The following is a 15127-nucleotide window of genomic DNA, read 5'->3' as shown; positions in this document are numbered from 1 at the left end:
GGCATTAAAAACGTGAGGTTTTTTGGCTCATGACAACGGCCACAATAAAATATGCCGCTAAGCTAATACCTGGATTGGTGATCACTAACCCCATCGTCACAACGCGGGTCCACAGTAATGACCAGCCATACTGCTTTGCTAAATTAGCAGATACACCGCACACTATCCTTGCTTCATCTTGCAATCGACTCATTAAACGACTCATCGTATTCTCCTAGTTTAAAATTGATAACAAGATTGATGTTAGTCACTTGCTTATCAGTATACTCATATTGATTATTGGATTCTTAAGCTTGGTCATTAATGTTAGGCCATTCGAGCTGGCTGACTAACATAGCAAAAAATGCAAAACTGATTACCGGCAATAATAGCAACGACATTAATGGCAGCACCAAGCCCAAATTTAACAGCCAATCCATTACTTATTCTCTGCAGTTTTTGCTGCAATGGCGGTGTTGTTTTCTTCGGTTCCAACTAATGACACTTGCGCCAAACTTGAATTGACCTCGTAAACTTGCTCAGCGATTTGAGTTTGTAACGACAACAGAAACTCTTGTTTAGCCGTTGAAATCATTTCTTGGCTCGCTTGAGCGATGTTCTGCTCAAGTGAATTAAGCGTATTGCTCAAAGAAACCTCATCCGCTTGTGCTGAAACACTTGCCGTAACGAGCACTGCGGCAGCAACAGATAATTGAACAGTACGACGAACGATATTTGAAGTTAATGTAAACATGGTGGCATCCTTTCTTGTGTTGGTTAATGGCAACTAAACACCCGTCTAGTTGATTACACCATGGGTATTACAAGCTACGTGCCAACTTTTAAAAAACACAAAAAACCACTGATTTACCTAGCTATTATTTAAGCGCCCACCCTTTTTTAATGAACAGGACTCACGTACAAAAAACCAACAGGTAGTAAAAATAACCACCAAGTTGGTTAAAATGACCAGTACGTTTAATATCAAAATTATTTACAGGTAAAAAAAATGTCTGTGGAAGGATTAACACTAAAAAAGCGCCTAAATTAAGGCGCTTGGGGAAAAGAATACCTATTGGGATAAAACGTACTAAGCCTGTGACTCAGCAAGAGCCTGGGGCTCAACAAATTCAGCGGCTTTTAAAACCACATTGATATCAGCATTCGGCTTGTGGGCATTTTCACTTAAATGGCGTCGCCAGCCACGCGAACCCGGTAACCCTTGGAACAAACCAATCATATGACGAGTGATATGATTCAAACGACCGCCTTGAGCCAAATGCGCTTCGATATAAGGCAGCATTTTCTCAATCACTTGCTCACGAGTAATGATAGGGCTGCTTGTACCGCATAATTGCTGATCTACCTGAGCCAAAATATACGGATTTTGGTACGCTTCGCGCCCAACCATCACACCATCAAGCTGTGCTAAATGCAGTTGGGCTTCCTCAAGGGTTTTAATACCGCCATTAATACTAATATTAAGCTGTGGGTAATCTCGTTTAAGCTGATACACGCGCTCATAATCTAACGGCGGGATCTCACGGTTTTCTTTCGGACTCAAGCCTTGCAACCACGCTTTACGCGCATGAATAGTAAATGCAGTACAGCCTTTTGCATTCACGATTTCAATAAAATCTGTTAAAAATTGATAACTGTCTTGTTCATCAATACCAATGCGGGTTTTAACGGTTATGGGAATATCAGTAACTTGCTTCATCGCATCGACACACTGAGCAACTAGCTCAGGCTCAGCCATTAAACAGGCACCAAAACGACCATTTTGCACGCGGTCAGACGGGCAACCTACATTAAGATTGACTTCATCATAGCCTCGCTCAGCAGCCAATTTGGCACAAGCGGCTAAATCAATAGGATTAGAGCCACCTAACTGCAAAGCCAACGGATGCTCTTCATCGTTATAAGCCAAATAGTCACCCTTGCCCTGCAATATAGCCCCAGTGGTGACCATTTCAGTATAAAGCAGTGCTTTAACTGACAATAAACGTGCAAAGTAACGGTAGTGGCGATCCGTCCAATCCAGCATAGGTGCTATAGAAAAGGTGCGATCGAGCGTGTCTGGCTTTGGTGTAATATTCACTGAATTATTTATACTCATAATCTACGGCATTGATAAACACATCTTTCGACAGTGTTATTGAATCGAACAACAAATGTTAATTATTACTACGGAGTGTAACTGATGATGGGTCAATATGATTGTGACCTAAAATAGTCTCTTTTGCTGATTGAGCTGATTATATCACTAACCCATCAACGAGAAACACCATCAATTTTTACGCTAGATTTGGTCAGTAACCACAACTAAACCATGTAAGATTTTTTAACCTCTATTCATGTAGCTTGCAAAATTGAAGCTTTCAAGATTGTATTCAATCAAATATTGAGCCACCAACACTAAACCGCCGTATTAAACTATCTGTGCCAGTAATGTCGCTTTCAATTTCATTTTTGTGTTCTAAGCTTAAACCTGTATTTCAGTTTACTGATATAGTGTACATTAATGCTAATAAGCTGATGTGATCATGCTTAATGTGTCTATTGCAGTTTTGAATGTAGAAGGATTGTTTTGCCTATGAACGTTGAATTCATCAACCCATTTCTAGTTTCTTTGATCAATGTGATATCAACAATGGCAACAATGGATCTCAAGCCGGGTAAACCACAATTAAAAAATCATGATCTCGCTAAAGGTGATGTTTCTGGGTTGATTGGGATGGTGGGGCCTAAAACTCGTGGCTCGCTGTCTATTACTTTTGAGCAATCCTTAATTCTTGAAATAATGAACAAAATGTTAGGGGAAAAGCCTGACACCATTAATGATGAAGTAACAGATTTAGTAGGTGAAATAACCAACATGGTTACTGGAGGCGCTAAAAATTTACTCAGCGATAAGGGCTATGATTTTGATATGGCAACTCCCGCTGTCGTGTCTGGTAAAAACCATACCATTTCTCATAAAGCGCGTGGTAAAAAAATTCTGATGCCTTTTACCCATGACCACGGTAATGCTTTTATTGAAATCTGTTTTGAAGATGCGCAATAGCCTAATGAGCTATGCGAAACAAAAATGCCCAAGACACTGAAGTACCTTGGGCATTTTTATTTATTTATATTTATATTTAGTCGAGTAACTCAACCACAACTCTTGGAGTGAGCTTAGTCACTAACTCATATGCAATTGTGCCGATATGCTCAGCGACTTCTTCTACCGCTAAAGCTTTCCCCCAAAGTTGAACACTATCTCCCACATTGTCTTGCGCATCGGCACCAAGATCGACAGTTAACATGTCCATCGACACACGGCCTACAATAGGGACACGGCGGCCATTAATCCAAACTGGGGTGCCCTCTGGCGCGTTACGAGGATAACCATCGCCATAGCCAATGGCCACAACACCTAAACGGGTATCTTGTTTGGCTGTCCAAAATGCGCCATACCCTACGCTGTCACCCGCTTTATGATCGCGTACTGCAATCAAATTAGACACTAATTCCATTGCTGGTATAAGTCGATGATTAACGCCTCTATCACCCACTACAGGTGAAATACCGTATAGCGCAATTCCCGGTCTAATCCAATCTGCTTGGCTTGTTGGCCAAAATAACGTGCCAGCAGAATTGGCTAAAGTACGGTCGCCGTCGAGGCCATCAATAAGCTGCAAAAAGGCGTTCATTTGGTCTTGCGTCATCTGGTTATCAGGTTCGTCTGCACAGGCAAAATGAGTCATTAAATGGATGGGTTTAGCCACTTGTGGGCAGTGAAGTAAGCGTTGATACACCTTTTCAAACTGATCCAAAGTAAATCCAATCCGATGCATTCCGGTATCAATTTTTATCCACACGGTAACGGGCTTATCCAGCTTGATGGTTTCGAGCATGTGCAATTGAGACTCATGGTGAACCACGGTATCAATATTATGAGTAACTAAAGTGGCCAAATCTGATTGACGAAAAAAGCCTTCTAATAAGAGTAGTTTTCCTTTCACTCCACCTTCGCGTAATTGCAGCGCTTCTTCTAATCTAGCTAAACCAAACCCGTCGGCGCCACCATGGTATTTCCCCACGCTTTGGACATAATTTAAAATGCCTACGCTTTCAGCCACATTTAATAAACCATGGCCATAACCATTGGCTTTAACCACAGCCATAATTTTACTTTTGGGTGCAATAAGACGCAGCTGTGCCAGATTACTTTGCAAAGCACAACGGCTGATTTCTGCACGAGGAAACGGTTTCAATAGAGTGCCTTAATTAAACAATAAAAACATAACCCATTTGGCTAGCCCAAAAAGTCATATATCGCTAACGGAAGATCATAAACAACCATAAAATATAATTAAATACAGGATAATAAATAATTAATCTTCCTCGAATTGAGGCCCTGCATAATTATCAAACCGTGAGAATTGCCCCTGGAATACCAAGCGGACACGACCAATAGGGCCGTTACGCTGTTTACCAATAATAATTTCAGCGGTGCCTTTATCTTCAGAGTTGTCGTTATACACTTCATCGCGATAAATAAACATAATTAAGTCGGCATCTTGCTCAATAGCTCCCGATTCACGTAAGTCTGAGTTAACCGGACGTTTGTCGGCACGTTGCTCTAACGAGCGGTTAAGCTGCGACAAAGCAATAACCGGGATTTCGAGCTCTTTGGCGAGCGCTTTTAATGAGCGCGAGATTTCTGAAATTTCTAACGTACGATTATCTTTTAACGAGGGTACCTGCATTAACTGCAAGTAATCGATCATAATCATCGACAAGCCACCATGCTCGCGTGCAATACGTCTAGCACGGCTGCGAACTTCGGTAGGCGTTAAGCCTGAACCATCATCAATGTACATTTTGCCTTGCTCAAGCATAATACCCATGGTTGATGACACGCGCGCCCAATCCTCATCATCTAATTGGCCCGTACGAATTTTAGTTTGATCAACCCGGCCAAGTGAGGCCAACATACGCATCATAATCTGTTCTGACGGCATCTCGAGGCTGAAAATAAGCACGGGCTTATCTTCATTCATTGCGGCCTGTTCGCATAAGTTCATCGCGAAGGTGGTTTTACCCATCGATGGACGTGCCGCAACGATAATTAAATCGCCTGACTGAAAACCTGCGGTCATTTTATCTAAATCGTTGAAGCCACTCGACACCCCAGTAACCCCATTATGTGGGTTATTATAAAGCTGCTCGATTTTATCAACGGTTTTTTCAAGAATGCTTTTGATGTTTTCCGGCCCTTCATTGGCATTGGCACGCATCTCAGCAATTTTAAAAACTTTGGTTTCGGCTAAATCAAGCAAAGCGCTTGAATCGCGCCCTTCAGGGTTATAGCCGGCGTCTGCAATTTCATGAGCGACCCCAATCATGTCTCGCACAACCGCTCTCTCACGTACAATATCCGCGTAAGACAAAATATTGCCGGCACTGGGGGTATTTTTTGCAATTTCACCTAAATAGGCAAAACCGCCAGCATCTTCTAGTTGGTCTTCAATTTCAAGTTGCTCAGAAACGGTAATTAAATCAAGCGGCTGGCCTGACTCCATCAACTTTTGCATTGCGGTATAAATCATGCGATGTGAACGAGAATAAAAATCTTCAGGTACCACCGCTTCAGAAACACGGTCCCACGCTTCGGCGTCGAGCATTAAGCCGCCTAAAACGGACTGTTCAGCTTCAATCGAATGTGGTGGCAGTTTTAATGCATTGACCTCTGCATCTTTTTGCCTATTTCTGGCTTTAAAAGCACCTTGTTGTGACATTCACGCTCCCAATTTACAACGACTTTATAAAATATGGTATAACACCGTGTCTAAGCTTTATTTGCTGTCATTTAGAATGAAAACGACGACTCAGTCAACGGTTAATCAATTAATACATTAAGGAAAATACATGCGTATTGCACTTGTTGCAGCATTAGTGCTGACATCTTGTTTTGCTCTTGCTGATGAAGGACAGTGGCAGCCTTATCAAATGCTGTCTATAGCCGACAAATTACAACAACGTGGTATTGATATTCCAGCATCACAGTTAGCCGATTTAGGTCAATACCCGATGAATGCCGTTGTTAGCTTGGGCTATTGTACCGCCAGTTTTGTGTCGCCCCAAGGCCTAGTTGTCACAAACCATCATTGTGCATATCGCGGGATCCAATATAACAGCAAAAAAGACCATAATTATCTCGCAAATGGCTTTTTAGCTAATACCCAGGCAGAAGAACCGTCGGCAGGCCCCAACGAACGACTTTATATCACCGAAGAAGTCACCGATGTTACCGACCAAGTCATGGCAAATTTAAGTGATGACCCGTTAACGCGTTTTGAAAACATTCAAGCCAACAGCAAAGCATTAGTTAAAGCATGTGAGGTCGACAGTAATTACCGCTGCGAAGTAGACAGTTTTCATCATGGACTTGAGTATTATCTCACTAAAAAGCTCATCATTCGCGATGTACGCTTAGTCTATGCACCACCAGAAACCATTGGCGGATTCGGTGGAGACATTGATAACTACGAATATCCTCGCCACTCTGGTGACTTTACCTTTTTACGGGCTTATGTTGGCAAAGACGGAAAACCTGCAACCTATAGTAAAGACAATGTGCCATACCAGCCTAAAAGCTACTTAACAATCAATGCTGATGGCGTTAAAGCCGGTGACGGTATTTTTGTTGCGGGCTACCCAGGCTCAACCAGCCGCTATAACCTCACGAGCGAACTGCAATTTGCCAGCGACTGGATGTACCCTACATTTGCAAAACGCTATCAATTACAAATTGATACCATCACATTTATGGGCGCAGTTGACAAAAGTATTGCATTAAAATACGCCGGTACTCTGGCCTCTATGTCCAACCGCATGAAAAAGTATAATGGTTTACTCGATGGTTTTAACGCCACCGATATTGTCGGTATTAAACAACAGCGTGAAAACGACTTTTTAGCATGGCTTAAACAAGATCCGAATGCCAATCAAAATATTATTAGTGATTTAGAAGCATTGATTGCTGAACAGCATCAACAAATGCAAACCCATTATTATTATAAAAATGCCCTATCGAGTGAACTGCTTAATGCGGCGAGTAAATTGTATCGATTAGCGCAAGAGAGAAAGAAACCTAACGATCAGCGTGAGCCAGGGTATCAACTTCGTGACATGAAAATGTTTAAAGCAGAGTTAAGACGGATCAGTAGTCGCTTTGATCCTGCGGTAGACAAAACTCTGTGGTTGCAAGATTTACAAGCCTACGTTAGACAACCAAATAAAAATGAAGTGTTTGACAAGGCGCTCAGCATTACCGACAACTTTGAAGCCTTAGAAGCAAAAGTCGAAGCCTTATACGCGTTAACTGAACTAAAAAGTCAATCAAAACGCGTAGCCTGGATGACCAAAAAAGCCATTGACTTTGAAACAAGTGAAGACCCATTTATCCGATTAGCGGTTGCCATTCATGACACAAATATGGCATTAGAAAAGAGTGAAAAAATTCTAGAAGGTAAGCTCTCATCTGCTCGCCCAGAATACATGAAGGCAATCATTGACTACTACAAATCAAATAATTGGCCAGTATACCCTGATGCAAACAGAACATTACGTATTACTTATGGCATGGTAGATGGGTACCTCTCTAAGGATGCAATTTATAAACAGCCATTCACCCGCCTTGAAGGACTTGCAGCAAAACATACGGGTAAAGAACCCTACAATGTCCCCACTAAATTACTCAACGCCATAAAATCAGATGATTTAGGCAAGCACCGTGTCGCATCGGTTTATCGAGACTTCAACAACTGTCAGTTTATGTCTTGCTTAGACAAGCCTGCTGATTTCAATTCTGTACCCGTTAACTTTTTATCCAGTGCAGACACCACTGGTGGTAACTCAGGCTCGCCAGTATTAAACGGCAAAGGCGAATTAGTGGGGCTTAACTTCGACTCTACCTATGAAGCAATTACCAAAGACTGGTTCTTTAACCCTACCATTACTCGAGCGGTACATGTCGATATTCGTTACATTTTATGGATGATGGACAAGGTTGACCATGCGGATAATCTTATCAAAGAGTTACAACTAGATGATAAATCCCATAGCATGCCAACGAGTACTGAAAGTGCAGGCTCAGAAACTAAGCTAAATGAACCAACAGGTTTAGCGCCTGAGTCAAATACCGACGCTGTCCTAGAGTCGACAGAAAACGCGACCGGTGACGCCTTGGAAACGCCGCTAAACAGTGAAGAGCTTGAAGTTCCACAAAAAGTATTAGAAATTGAGGCTGAAGCTAAGTCTTTAAATACCGAATCACATTCTGATACTCAGGACATCATAGATGAAGATGTTATCGATGAGCCAGCCAACACAACGGAGTCTGAAAACCCACTACCAACTGAAGCTGAATTGCCATCTGCAGCCTTATTAGACTCGTCAGTTGACACTAAACAACAACCTCTCAACACAACACCAGCAGAGACTCTTCTTAATAATGATGAATATACATCAGACAATACAGAGGATGTTACCGACAAGGCGACAAATGAGGCTTTAAGCCCAACATCAGCGCAAGCCTCTCAAGCGGCAGAGAACGCTACAACACCAGCTAATGTTGAGCCTAAACCTGCGAGCAAGCAGTTACCAAGCGAGCCGGTAGCAAGCGAGCCGGTAGCAAGCGAGCCGGTAGCAAGCGAGCCACTAGAGAGTGCTGTTGCTGAAGATAACCTGACTAACATTAGCAAATCTGTGCCTGAAACAGAAAATGTTACCGACAAGGCGACAAATGAGGCTTTAAACCCAACATCGCCGCAAGCCTCTCAAGCGACAGAGCACGCTACAACACCAGCTAATGTTGAGCCTAAAAATGCGGCGCCTCAAACAGTAAGCGAGACGCCATTAAACGAGCCACTAGAGACTACTGTTGCTGAGGATAACCTGACTAACATTAGCAAACCTGTGCCTGAAACAGAAAATGTTACCGACAAGGCGACAAATGAGGCTTTAAGCCCAACATCAGCGCAAGCCTCTCAAGCGGCAGAGAACGCTACAACACCAGCTAATGTTGAGCCTCAAAATGCGGCGCCTCAAACAGTAAACGAGACGCCATTAAACGAGTCACTAGAGAGTGCTGTTGCTGAAGATAACCTGACTAACAATAGCAAACCTGTGCCTGAAACAGAGGATGCTACTGTTACCGGCAAGGTGACAAATGAGGTTATCAACCCAACATCGCCGCAAGCAACAGTGCCAAAGGCTGTTACAGACGCGAATGACGCTCTTAAACAAGAACTAAAAACGGTTACAGATCCCAAAGAGGAAGACACACCACAAGCTGTAGTTGATCAAACCGAATAATGCTCTGCAATGCAAAGGTCAGCAAAATCAACTGACCCTAGCTAGGCTATTTAAGCAACTCAACAAACTTGTCTGATCTTACAATATTACCGATCAAATTTTGCACCGCCCCCATATAAGCCTCTGCCGTCTGTTTACAGGCGGTATCTGCAATAAAACCACTTTCAAATTCATACGCTTCAACCATATTTAAGGATGCGCCATTTGATGAGTTTAAGGTTAAATCAATATTCCACTCCCCACCGGTTAAGCCTTTACTCGACGAAAAAACCAAAGAGTTCAAGGTACCGGTTAACGTCACTCTTGGCGAACTGCCATCATTATATAAATCAGCCACTTTTAACTCATCAGCAAAAGCTTCGCGGATATACTGGGCAAAAGTCACTTTATCCGGCGGAGCAATTGGGCCCGCTCCACGACACTGGCTACTCATTTTTGCTGGATCGGTAAAGTTTCCAACAGCAATATCACCCAACTCGATTTTTCTTAATGCTACAGTGTTATCAGCATCGATGGAGTAACGCGGTGGCGTAAAAGTAGAACAACCAGTAAGCGCAGAGATACACAAAATAGATAATAAAAACGTTTTCATTTTAGTCCTTTATTTAACTCAATCTAGTTGAAGGAGCTTGCTTTGAGCAACACTTTACACGCTTTTAAGTAAGGTATTGTGGTTGGTAATGATTATTCCCTTTCCAATATAGCTAAATTAACAAGTGCCAAACCATAAACACGTATAAACTTAACCTTTGGAAGTTTCACAGTTTTCCCTGATGTTACATCAAGAGCACTATTTCGCTAATTTATAAGGTACTTAACATTACCGAGCCAACGCATTTAGCATTAAAAACACGGTGAAGCTCTAAACATGCGTCTTCAGATTGATTGAATATTATTGTTATGAGTATGTAAAAACATGAAGTTAACAATCTATAAACTAAAACGCAATCCCTTTGAAATTTATAATCTAATACCAATATTAAACTCTGCGGTCTCTGAGTATAAACGTGATAATCACCCAAAAAAAACACCGCCCTGAGGCGGTGTTCTTTTTGGAGCTAAAGGTAATTAAGCTTCTGCAACAACAGATACTTTAACTACAGCTTTAACTTCAGCGTGTACTTGTACTTCAACTTCGAAGTCACCAGTAGTGCGTAAAGCACCTAAAGGTAAACGAACTTCAGATTTAGCAAGTTCAACGCCAGCTGCAGTTACTGCATCAGCGATGTCACGGTTGCCAACTGAACCGAATAGTTTACCTTCATCACCTGCTTTAGAAGCAATAACAACTGATTCTAATGCAGTTAATTTTTCAGCACGAGCTGTCGCAGAAGCTAATTCAGCAGCTAATTTAGCTTCTAATTCAGCACGACGAGCTTCAAATACTTCAGTGTTTGCTGCGTTTGCTACAACTGCTTTACCGTATGGTAAAAGGAAGTTACGAGCATAACCAGCTTTAACAGAAACTTGATCGCCTAAGCCACCTAAGTTTGCAACTTTATCTAGCAGAATAACGTTCATTATCAAATCCTCTTTATTCGATTAGGAATTAATACTGCAATATTACTGATGTAAATCAGTATATGGCAGTAGAGAAAGATAACGAGCACGCTTGATAGCGCGAGCTAGTTGGCGTTGGTATTTAGCACTAGTACCAGTGATACGGCTAGGAACAATCTTACCGCTTTCAGTGATGTAGTTCTTTAAAGTAACGATATCTTTGTAATCAATCTCTGCAACACCTTCAGCGGTGAAACGGCAGAACTTGCGACGACGGAAATAACGTGCCATTTTGACAGTCTCCTAAGTTTTCAATTCGACATTTTCAGCATGCAACACTAAACGGTTTTGACCATTTCGTCCTTGTTGTAGTGAAAGAAACCCTTCAACTTCAACTTGCACACCTGCTTGTAATTTATCTGTAACGCTATTAAAGCGTGGGCCACTTAATATCACCTGTATAATGCAATATACGTTTCGTAATAACTCTGCTTCATAACGTTGTGACTTATGCTCTACCGTAATAACCGTATGGTTTATCCCGCTAGGGCTGTTTAATTGTTTGGTCCGGATAACCGTGCCAGACAAAGTTAAGTGGTTATTCACAGAAAAAATTATTCAGCGTTTTCTTCAGCGCTTTCTTCTTCATTGCTACGGTCATCAGAAGATGAACGACGTGAATCACGTTCGTCTCTTGCTTTAGCCATAGGAGAAGCTTCAGTAACGGCAACTTTAGTGCGCATTACCATGTTACGCAGAACAGCGTCGTTGAAACGGAAAGCTGTTTCTAACTCTTCGATAGACTCTGCAGTTGCTTCTACGTTCATAAGAACATAGTGAGCTTTATGTAGGTCTTGAATTGGGTAAGCCAATTGACGACGGCCCCAATCTTCTAAACGGTGAATTGTACCGTTAGCAGCGGTGATGGCACCGGTGTAACGCTCAATCATACCTGGGACTTGTTCACTTTGATCTGGGTGAACCATAAATACGATTTCGTAATGACGCATTTATTGCTCCTTACGGTTAAGTAGCCTCTTTTCTGGCTCAGTCAGACCAATGTGGAGGCAAGGAACGAATTAAAGTGACTGATTTGAGCGCGCGATAATACAGAAACAGAAACAGAAACTCAAGTAATAACTCTCTTTTCACCAAACTTGATTGCAGGTATGATGTCGGCAGTCAAAAACCTTGCGTTTACGCCATCACAAAATAAAGCAATTTAATGATGACCATGAAAAATCTACTTACCACATGCTTTCTCCTCTTATTATCAGCTCCGGCATGGGCGTTAGTTCCACCTGATTATCAAGAACCTGACACCAGTTTTAACGCAGAAGTTGAAGCGGGTTTACAGCTCAACAGCGGTAATAATGAAACCAAAAACTTTAACGGTCGTACATACCTTACTTACGACTCGCTCAAAACTAAGCAAGAAGGGACAGTAAAAGTCTACTATGCCGCCGACGGTAGCGAATCAACTGCTGAAAAGTACGAATTATTTTTGCAGTCTAACTATAAATTAGACCGTGGCTATGTTTTTGGTCGTGGTGAATTTACCTGGAATGAATTTGGTTCATATACTCGAGTCACAACAATTTCAACGGGTTATGGTTTTGACTTAATTAAAAATTATAAAACCAAATTAAGTCTTGAAGCGGGCCCCGGTTATCGTTATGACCAGCCTCAAGCCAGCACCGAAGAGCCTTTTCCAGATGAAAACCGTGATGTCATTCTCCGTTCTGCAGCAAAATACACAGTAAAATTGCAAGAGTACACCAGCTTTAATGCCGATGTAACAGCTGAAACAGGTTTAGACAATAACACCTTAACCCTTGATATGAGTTACAAAAATACCTTTATTCAAGATTGGGCATTTAAAATTGGTATGAACATCAAGTACACTGAGGTAGTTCCTGACGACAGTAGAAATACCGACACAGTGACAACATTCAACTTGTTATATACGTTTCAATAATGATTCAACACAGATGAAATGAAGCGAAACAAGACATTCATTCGGTAAGTGAATATGCTTTACTGAAATTTTAGAGGCGCAGTTATGGACAGCCCACTACGCAGTTTTGCATCATTGTATAGCACCACATTTTTAATGGTGCTGGCTGCAGGTTTACTCACCACCTATTTAGGTTTAAGCCTAACCAATATGGATGTACCACAAATATGGATAGGCGGCATGATGTCTGCCTACTATATTGGTTTGGTGTGTGGCTCTAAAGTAGGTCATAAACTCATTGCCCAAGTGGGCCACATACGTGCTTTTGTTGCTTGTGCAGGCATAGTGACAGCCTCTGCACTGGGGCATGCACTCATTGATAACTTAACCGTTTGGTTGATACTACGCCTTGTTGTAGGTATGGGCATGATGTGTCAATACATGGTGCTAGAAAGCTGGTTAAACGAGCAATCAGAAACCAATCAGCGCGGTACCGTTTTTGCAAGCTACATGATTGTCTCATACTTAGGCTTAATGGCAGGTCAAGGTGCCATTAGCCTGTATCCAGAGCTTGGTATTGAACCTTTACTGTTAATTGCCATTTGTTTTGCGCTGTGTATTGTGCCGATTTCAATTACTCGACGAATTCACCCTGAGCCACTGACTCCTGCCCCGTTAAAAATGGGCCACTTTTGGCAACGCGCACCACAAGCGTTATCAACGATTGCCCTAGGCAGTATGATAGTAGGTTGTTTTTATGGTCTGGCGCCGTCATACGCAACAGCAAAAGGGATAGATCCTGAACACGTTGCGATGTACATGTCATGCACTATTTTGGCTGGCTTATTAGCACAATGGCCTATGGGTAAACTGTCAGATATTATTTCTCGCAGCCTACTGATCAGAATAAATTGTACATTGTTAGGCATATTAGTGTTAATTATTACTCTAGTGCCATTTCACACAGTTTATTCGCTCATTCTCACCAGCTTGTTTGGCATATTAGCATTTACGCTATACCCATTAGCCACCGCATTAGCCAACTCTCGAGTAGAACAGCATGAGCGAGTCGGACTATCAGCTACCATTTTAGTCACCTTTGGTATCGGCGCCAGTATTGGGCCGCTCATCGCATCGGGACTCATGCAGGTAATGGGCGATCAAATGCTTTATGGCTTTATGGCAATTTGCTCCTTTACCTTACTCGCTAGGTTAATATGGGTTAATCAGCGCCAAAAAGCAGAACAGCACTCTAAGGGTGATTATGTTATGGCGGGTGGTGACTTAGTAAGCTCACCTTTAGCGGCATCACTAGATCCAAGGGTCAATGTTGAAATGGTAAACGAGCAGATGATTTTCCCTGCACAGGATGCCTTTGATAGACTTGACGAGCCCCTAGATGATGGTTCTGAAGACGATGAGCAACCCGATTATGATTCGGCATATGCACATGACGACGAAGACACTGCCGATATCGATCTTGAAGATGTTGATAATGAAATAAGACGCCGATAACCAAATAAAAAACGGCGATATCACATCGCCGTTTTTATTATCGCTATTGGGTACTGTTAATACTTAAACACTAAGACGTTGTCTTACCGCTTCAAACAAACAAACCCCAGTCGCAACAGATACGTTCAAACTAGACACACTACCCGCCATAGGGATCGACACTAATGAATCGCAGCTTTCACGCGATAAACGACGCAAGCCTTTATCTTCAGCGCCCATAGCAATCGCTAATGGGCCTGTTAAGTCAGCTTGATACACGTTACCATCAGCTTCACCTGCTGTGCCGACAATCCACACACCTTTATCTTGTAAATGACGCATGGTGCGAGCAAGGTTAGTCACTTGAAACAACGGAATGATTTCGGCTGCGCCACAAGCCACTTTGCTCACGGTTGAGGTTAAACCCACTGAGTTGTCTTTGGGTACAATTACCGCATGCACACCGGCGGCATCAGCATTACGTAGGCAAGCCCCTAAATTATGTGGATCTGTTACCCCGTCTAAAATAAGTAAAAATGGAACCGCTGTGTTTTCTAATAGTGCATCTAAATCATGTTCAGTTAGCGCTTTAGCCGCTTTTACACGAGCAACAATGCCCTGATGTTGAGTACTAGATGCTTTTTCATCTAACACTTTACGCGCAGCACGCTGCAAGGTAATGCCAAACTCTGAAGCGCTATTAATTAATGGCATTAATCGTTCATCATCACGGCCTTGCAACAACCATAATTCAATCACACGTTCAGGACTGTTTTCTAATAAGGCTTTAACAGCATGGATGCCAAAAATAGTATCTTGTTTTTTCAT

The 15127-nt window shown here is 42.2% G+C and carries 15 protein-coding genes and 1 pseudogene; 4 read left to right on the top strand and 12 right to left on the bottom strand.

Annotated elements, in window-relative coordinates; all coding sequences use genetic code 11:
- Positions 1–4: 4 nt before the first annotated feature.
- From IEW93_RS01990 to dusA, 4 genes are all read right to left on the bottom strand, one after another.
- On the bottom strand, positions 5–205 hold the full coding sequence (locus tag IEW93_RS01990; protein ID WP_188736407.1) for a PspC domain-containing protein: 201 nt from the start codon (positions 203–205) through the stop codon (positions 5–7).
- 82 nt (positions 206–287) lie between these two features.
- On the bottom strand, positions 288–419 hold the full coding sequence (locus IEW93_RS22245; protein WP_263283586.1) for a hypothetical protein: 132 nt from the start codon (positions 417–419) through the stop codon (positions 288–290).
- On the bottom strand, positions 419–733 hold the full coding sequence (locus IEW93_RS01985) for a hypothetical protein (protein ID WP_188736405.1): 315 nt from the start codon (positions 731–733) through the stop codon (positions 419–421). Before IEW93_RS01985 ends, IEW93_RS22245 begins: the two co-directional genes overlap by 1 nt.
- 336 nt (positions 734–1069) lie before the next feature.
- Positions 1070–2098, bottom strand: a complete 1029-nt coding sequence (dusA, locus tag IEW93_RS01980) for a tRNA dihydrouridine(20/20a) synthase DusA (RefSeq protein WP_188736402.1) — start codon at positions 2096–2098, stop codon at positions 1070–1072.
- 477 nt (positions 2099–2575) lie between these two features.
- Here dusA and IEW93_RS01975 point away from each other — a divergent pair, with 477 nt between their 5' ends.
- Entirely contained in the window at positions 2576–3046 is a 471-nt protein-coding gene (locus IEW93_RS01975; RefSeq protein WP_188736400.1) for a chemotaxis protein CheX, read from the top strand.
- A gap of 76 nt (positions 3047–3122) precedes the next feature.
- Here the strand turns inward: IEW93_RS01975 and alr are convergent, their stop codons facing one another.
- Together alr and dnaB are read right to left on the bottom strand one after the other, a co-directional pair.
- The gene (gene alr / locus IEW93_RS01970) at positions 3123–4241 is read right to left on the bottom strand and encodes an alanine racemase (protein WP_188736399.1); all 1119 of its coding nucleotides are present in this window, start codon (positions 4239–4241) and stop codon (positions 3123–3125) included.
- Between the two features lie 120 nt (positions 4242–4361).
- Complete coding sequence (gene dnaB, locus IEW93_RS01965) at positions 4362–5768, bottom strand: replicative DNA helicase (protein ID WP_188736397.1); 1407 nt, start codon at positions 5766–5768, stop codon at positions 4362–4364.
- Positions 5769–5898: 130 nt separating this feature from the next.
- Between dnaB and IEW93_RS21970 the strand changes: the two are divergent.
- Positions 5899–8079, top strand: a pseudogene (locus IEW93_RS21970) (S46 family peptidase); the annotation flags it as partial.
- Between the two features lie 1315 nt (positions 8080–9394).
- Here the strand turns inward: IEW93_RS21970 and IEW93_RS01955 are convergent.
- From IEW93_RS01955 to rpsF, 5 genes are all read right to left on the bottom strand, one after another.
- Entirely contained in the window at positions 9395–9940 is a 546-nt protein-coding gene (locus tag IEW93_RS01955) for a hypothetical protein (protein WP_188736392.1), read from the bottom strand.
- A 476-nt stretch (positions 9941–10416) separates the two neighbouring features.
- The gene (gene rplI / locus IEW93_RS01950; protein ID WP_188736390.1) at positions 10417–10869 is read right to left on the bottom strand and encodes a 50S ribosomal protein L9; all 453 of its coding nucleotides are present in this window, start codon (positions 10867–10869) and stop codon (positions 10417–10419) included.
- A gap of 42 nt (positions 10870–10911) precedes the next feature.
- The gene (rpsR, locus tag IEW93_RS01945) at positions 10912–11139 is read right to left on the bottom strand and encodes a 30S ribosomal protein S18 (RefSeq protein ID WP_006083042.1); all 228 of its coding nucleotides are present in this window, start codon (positions 11137–11139) and stop codon (positions 10912–10914) included.
- Positions 11140–11151: 12 nt separating this feature from the next.
- Positions 11152–11454, bottom strand: coding sequence for a primosomal replication protein N (priB, locus tag IEW93_RS01940; RefSeq protein WP_188736388.1), 303 nt, complete (start codon positions 11452–11454; stop codon positions 11152–11154).
- A gap of 8 nt (positions 11455–11462) precedes the next feature.
- Entirely contained in the window at positions 11463–11858 is a 396-nt protein-coding gene (gene rpsF / locus IEW93_RS01935) for a 30S ribosomal protein S6 (protein ID WP_188736386.1), read from the bottom strand.
- Between the two features lie 215 nt (positions 11859–12073).
- On the opposite strand from rpsF, the gene IEW93_RS01930 reads away from it, so the two are divergent.
- The gene (locus IEW93_RS01930; protein WP_373284853.1) at positions 12074–12826 is read left to right on the top strand and encodes a DUF481 domain-containing protein; all 753 of its coding nucleotides are present in this window, start codon (positions 12074–12076) and stop codon (positions 12824–12826) included.
- An 84-nt stretch (positions 12827–12910) separates the two neighbouring features.
- Positions 12911–14320: an MFS transporter gene (locus IEW93_RS01925; protein ID WP_188736383.1), complete on the top strand. Its 1410-nt coding sequence runs from the start codon at positions 12911–12913 to the stop codon at positions 14318–14320.
- Between the two features lie 63 nt (positions 14321–14383).
- Here the strand turns inward: IEW93_RS01925 and rlmB are convergent, their stop codons facing one another.
- Complete coding sequence (gene rlmB / locus IEW93_RS01920; protein ID WP_188736381.1) at positions 14384–15127, bottom strand: 23S rRNA (guanosine(2251)-2'-O)-methyltransferase RlmB; 744 nt, start codon at positions 15125–15127, stop codon at positions 14384–14386.

It is taken from the genome of Shewanella inventionis (assembly GCF_014641855.1).
Lineage (GTDB): Bacteria > Pseudomonadota > Gammaproteobacteria > Enterobacterales > Shewanellaceae > Shewanella > Shewanella inventionis.
This window is presented reverse-complemented; position numbering and strand designations above follow the sequence as displayed.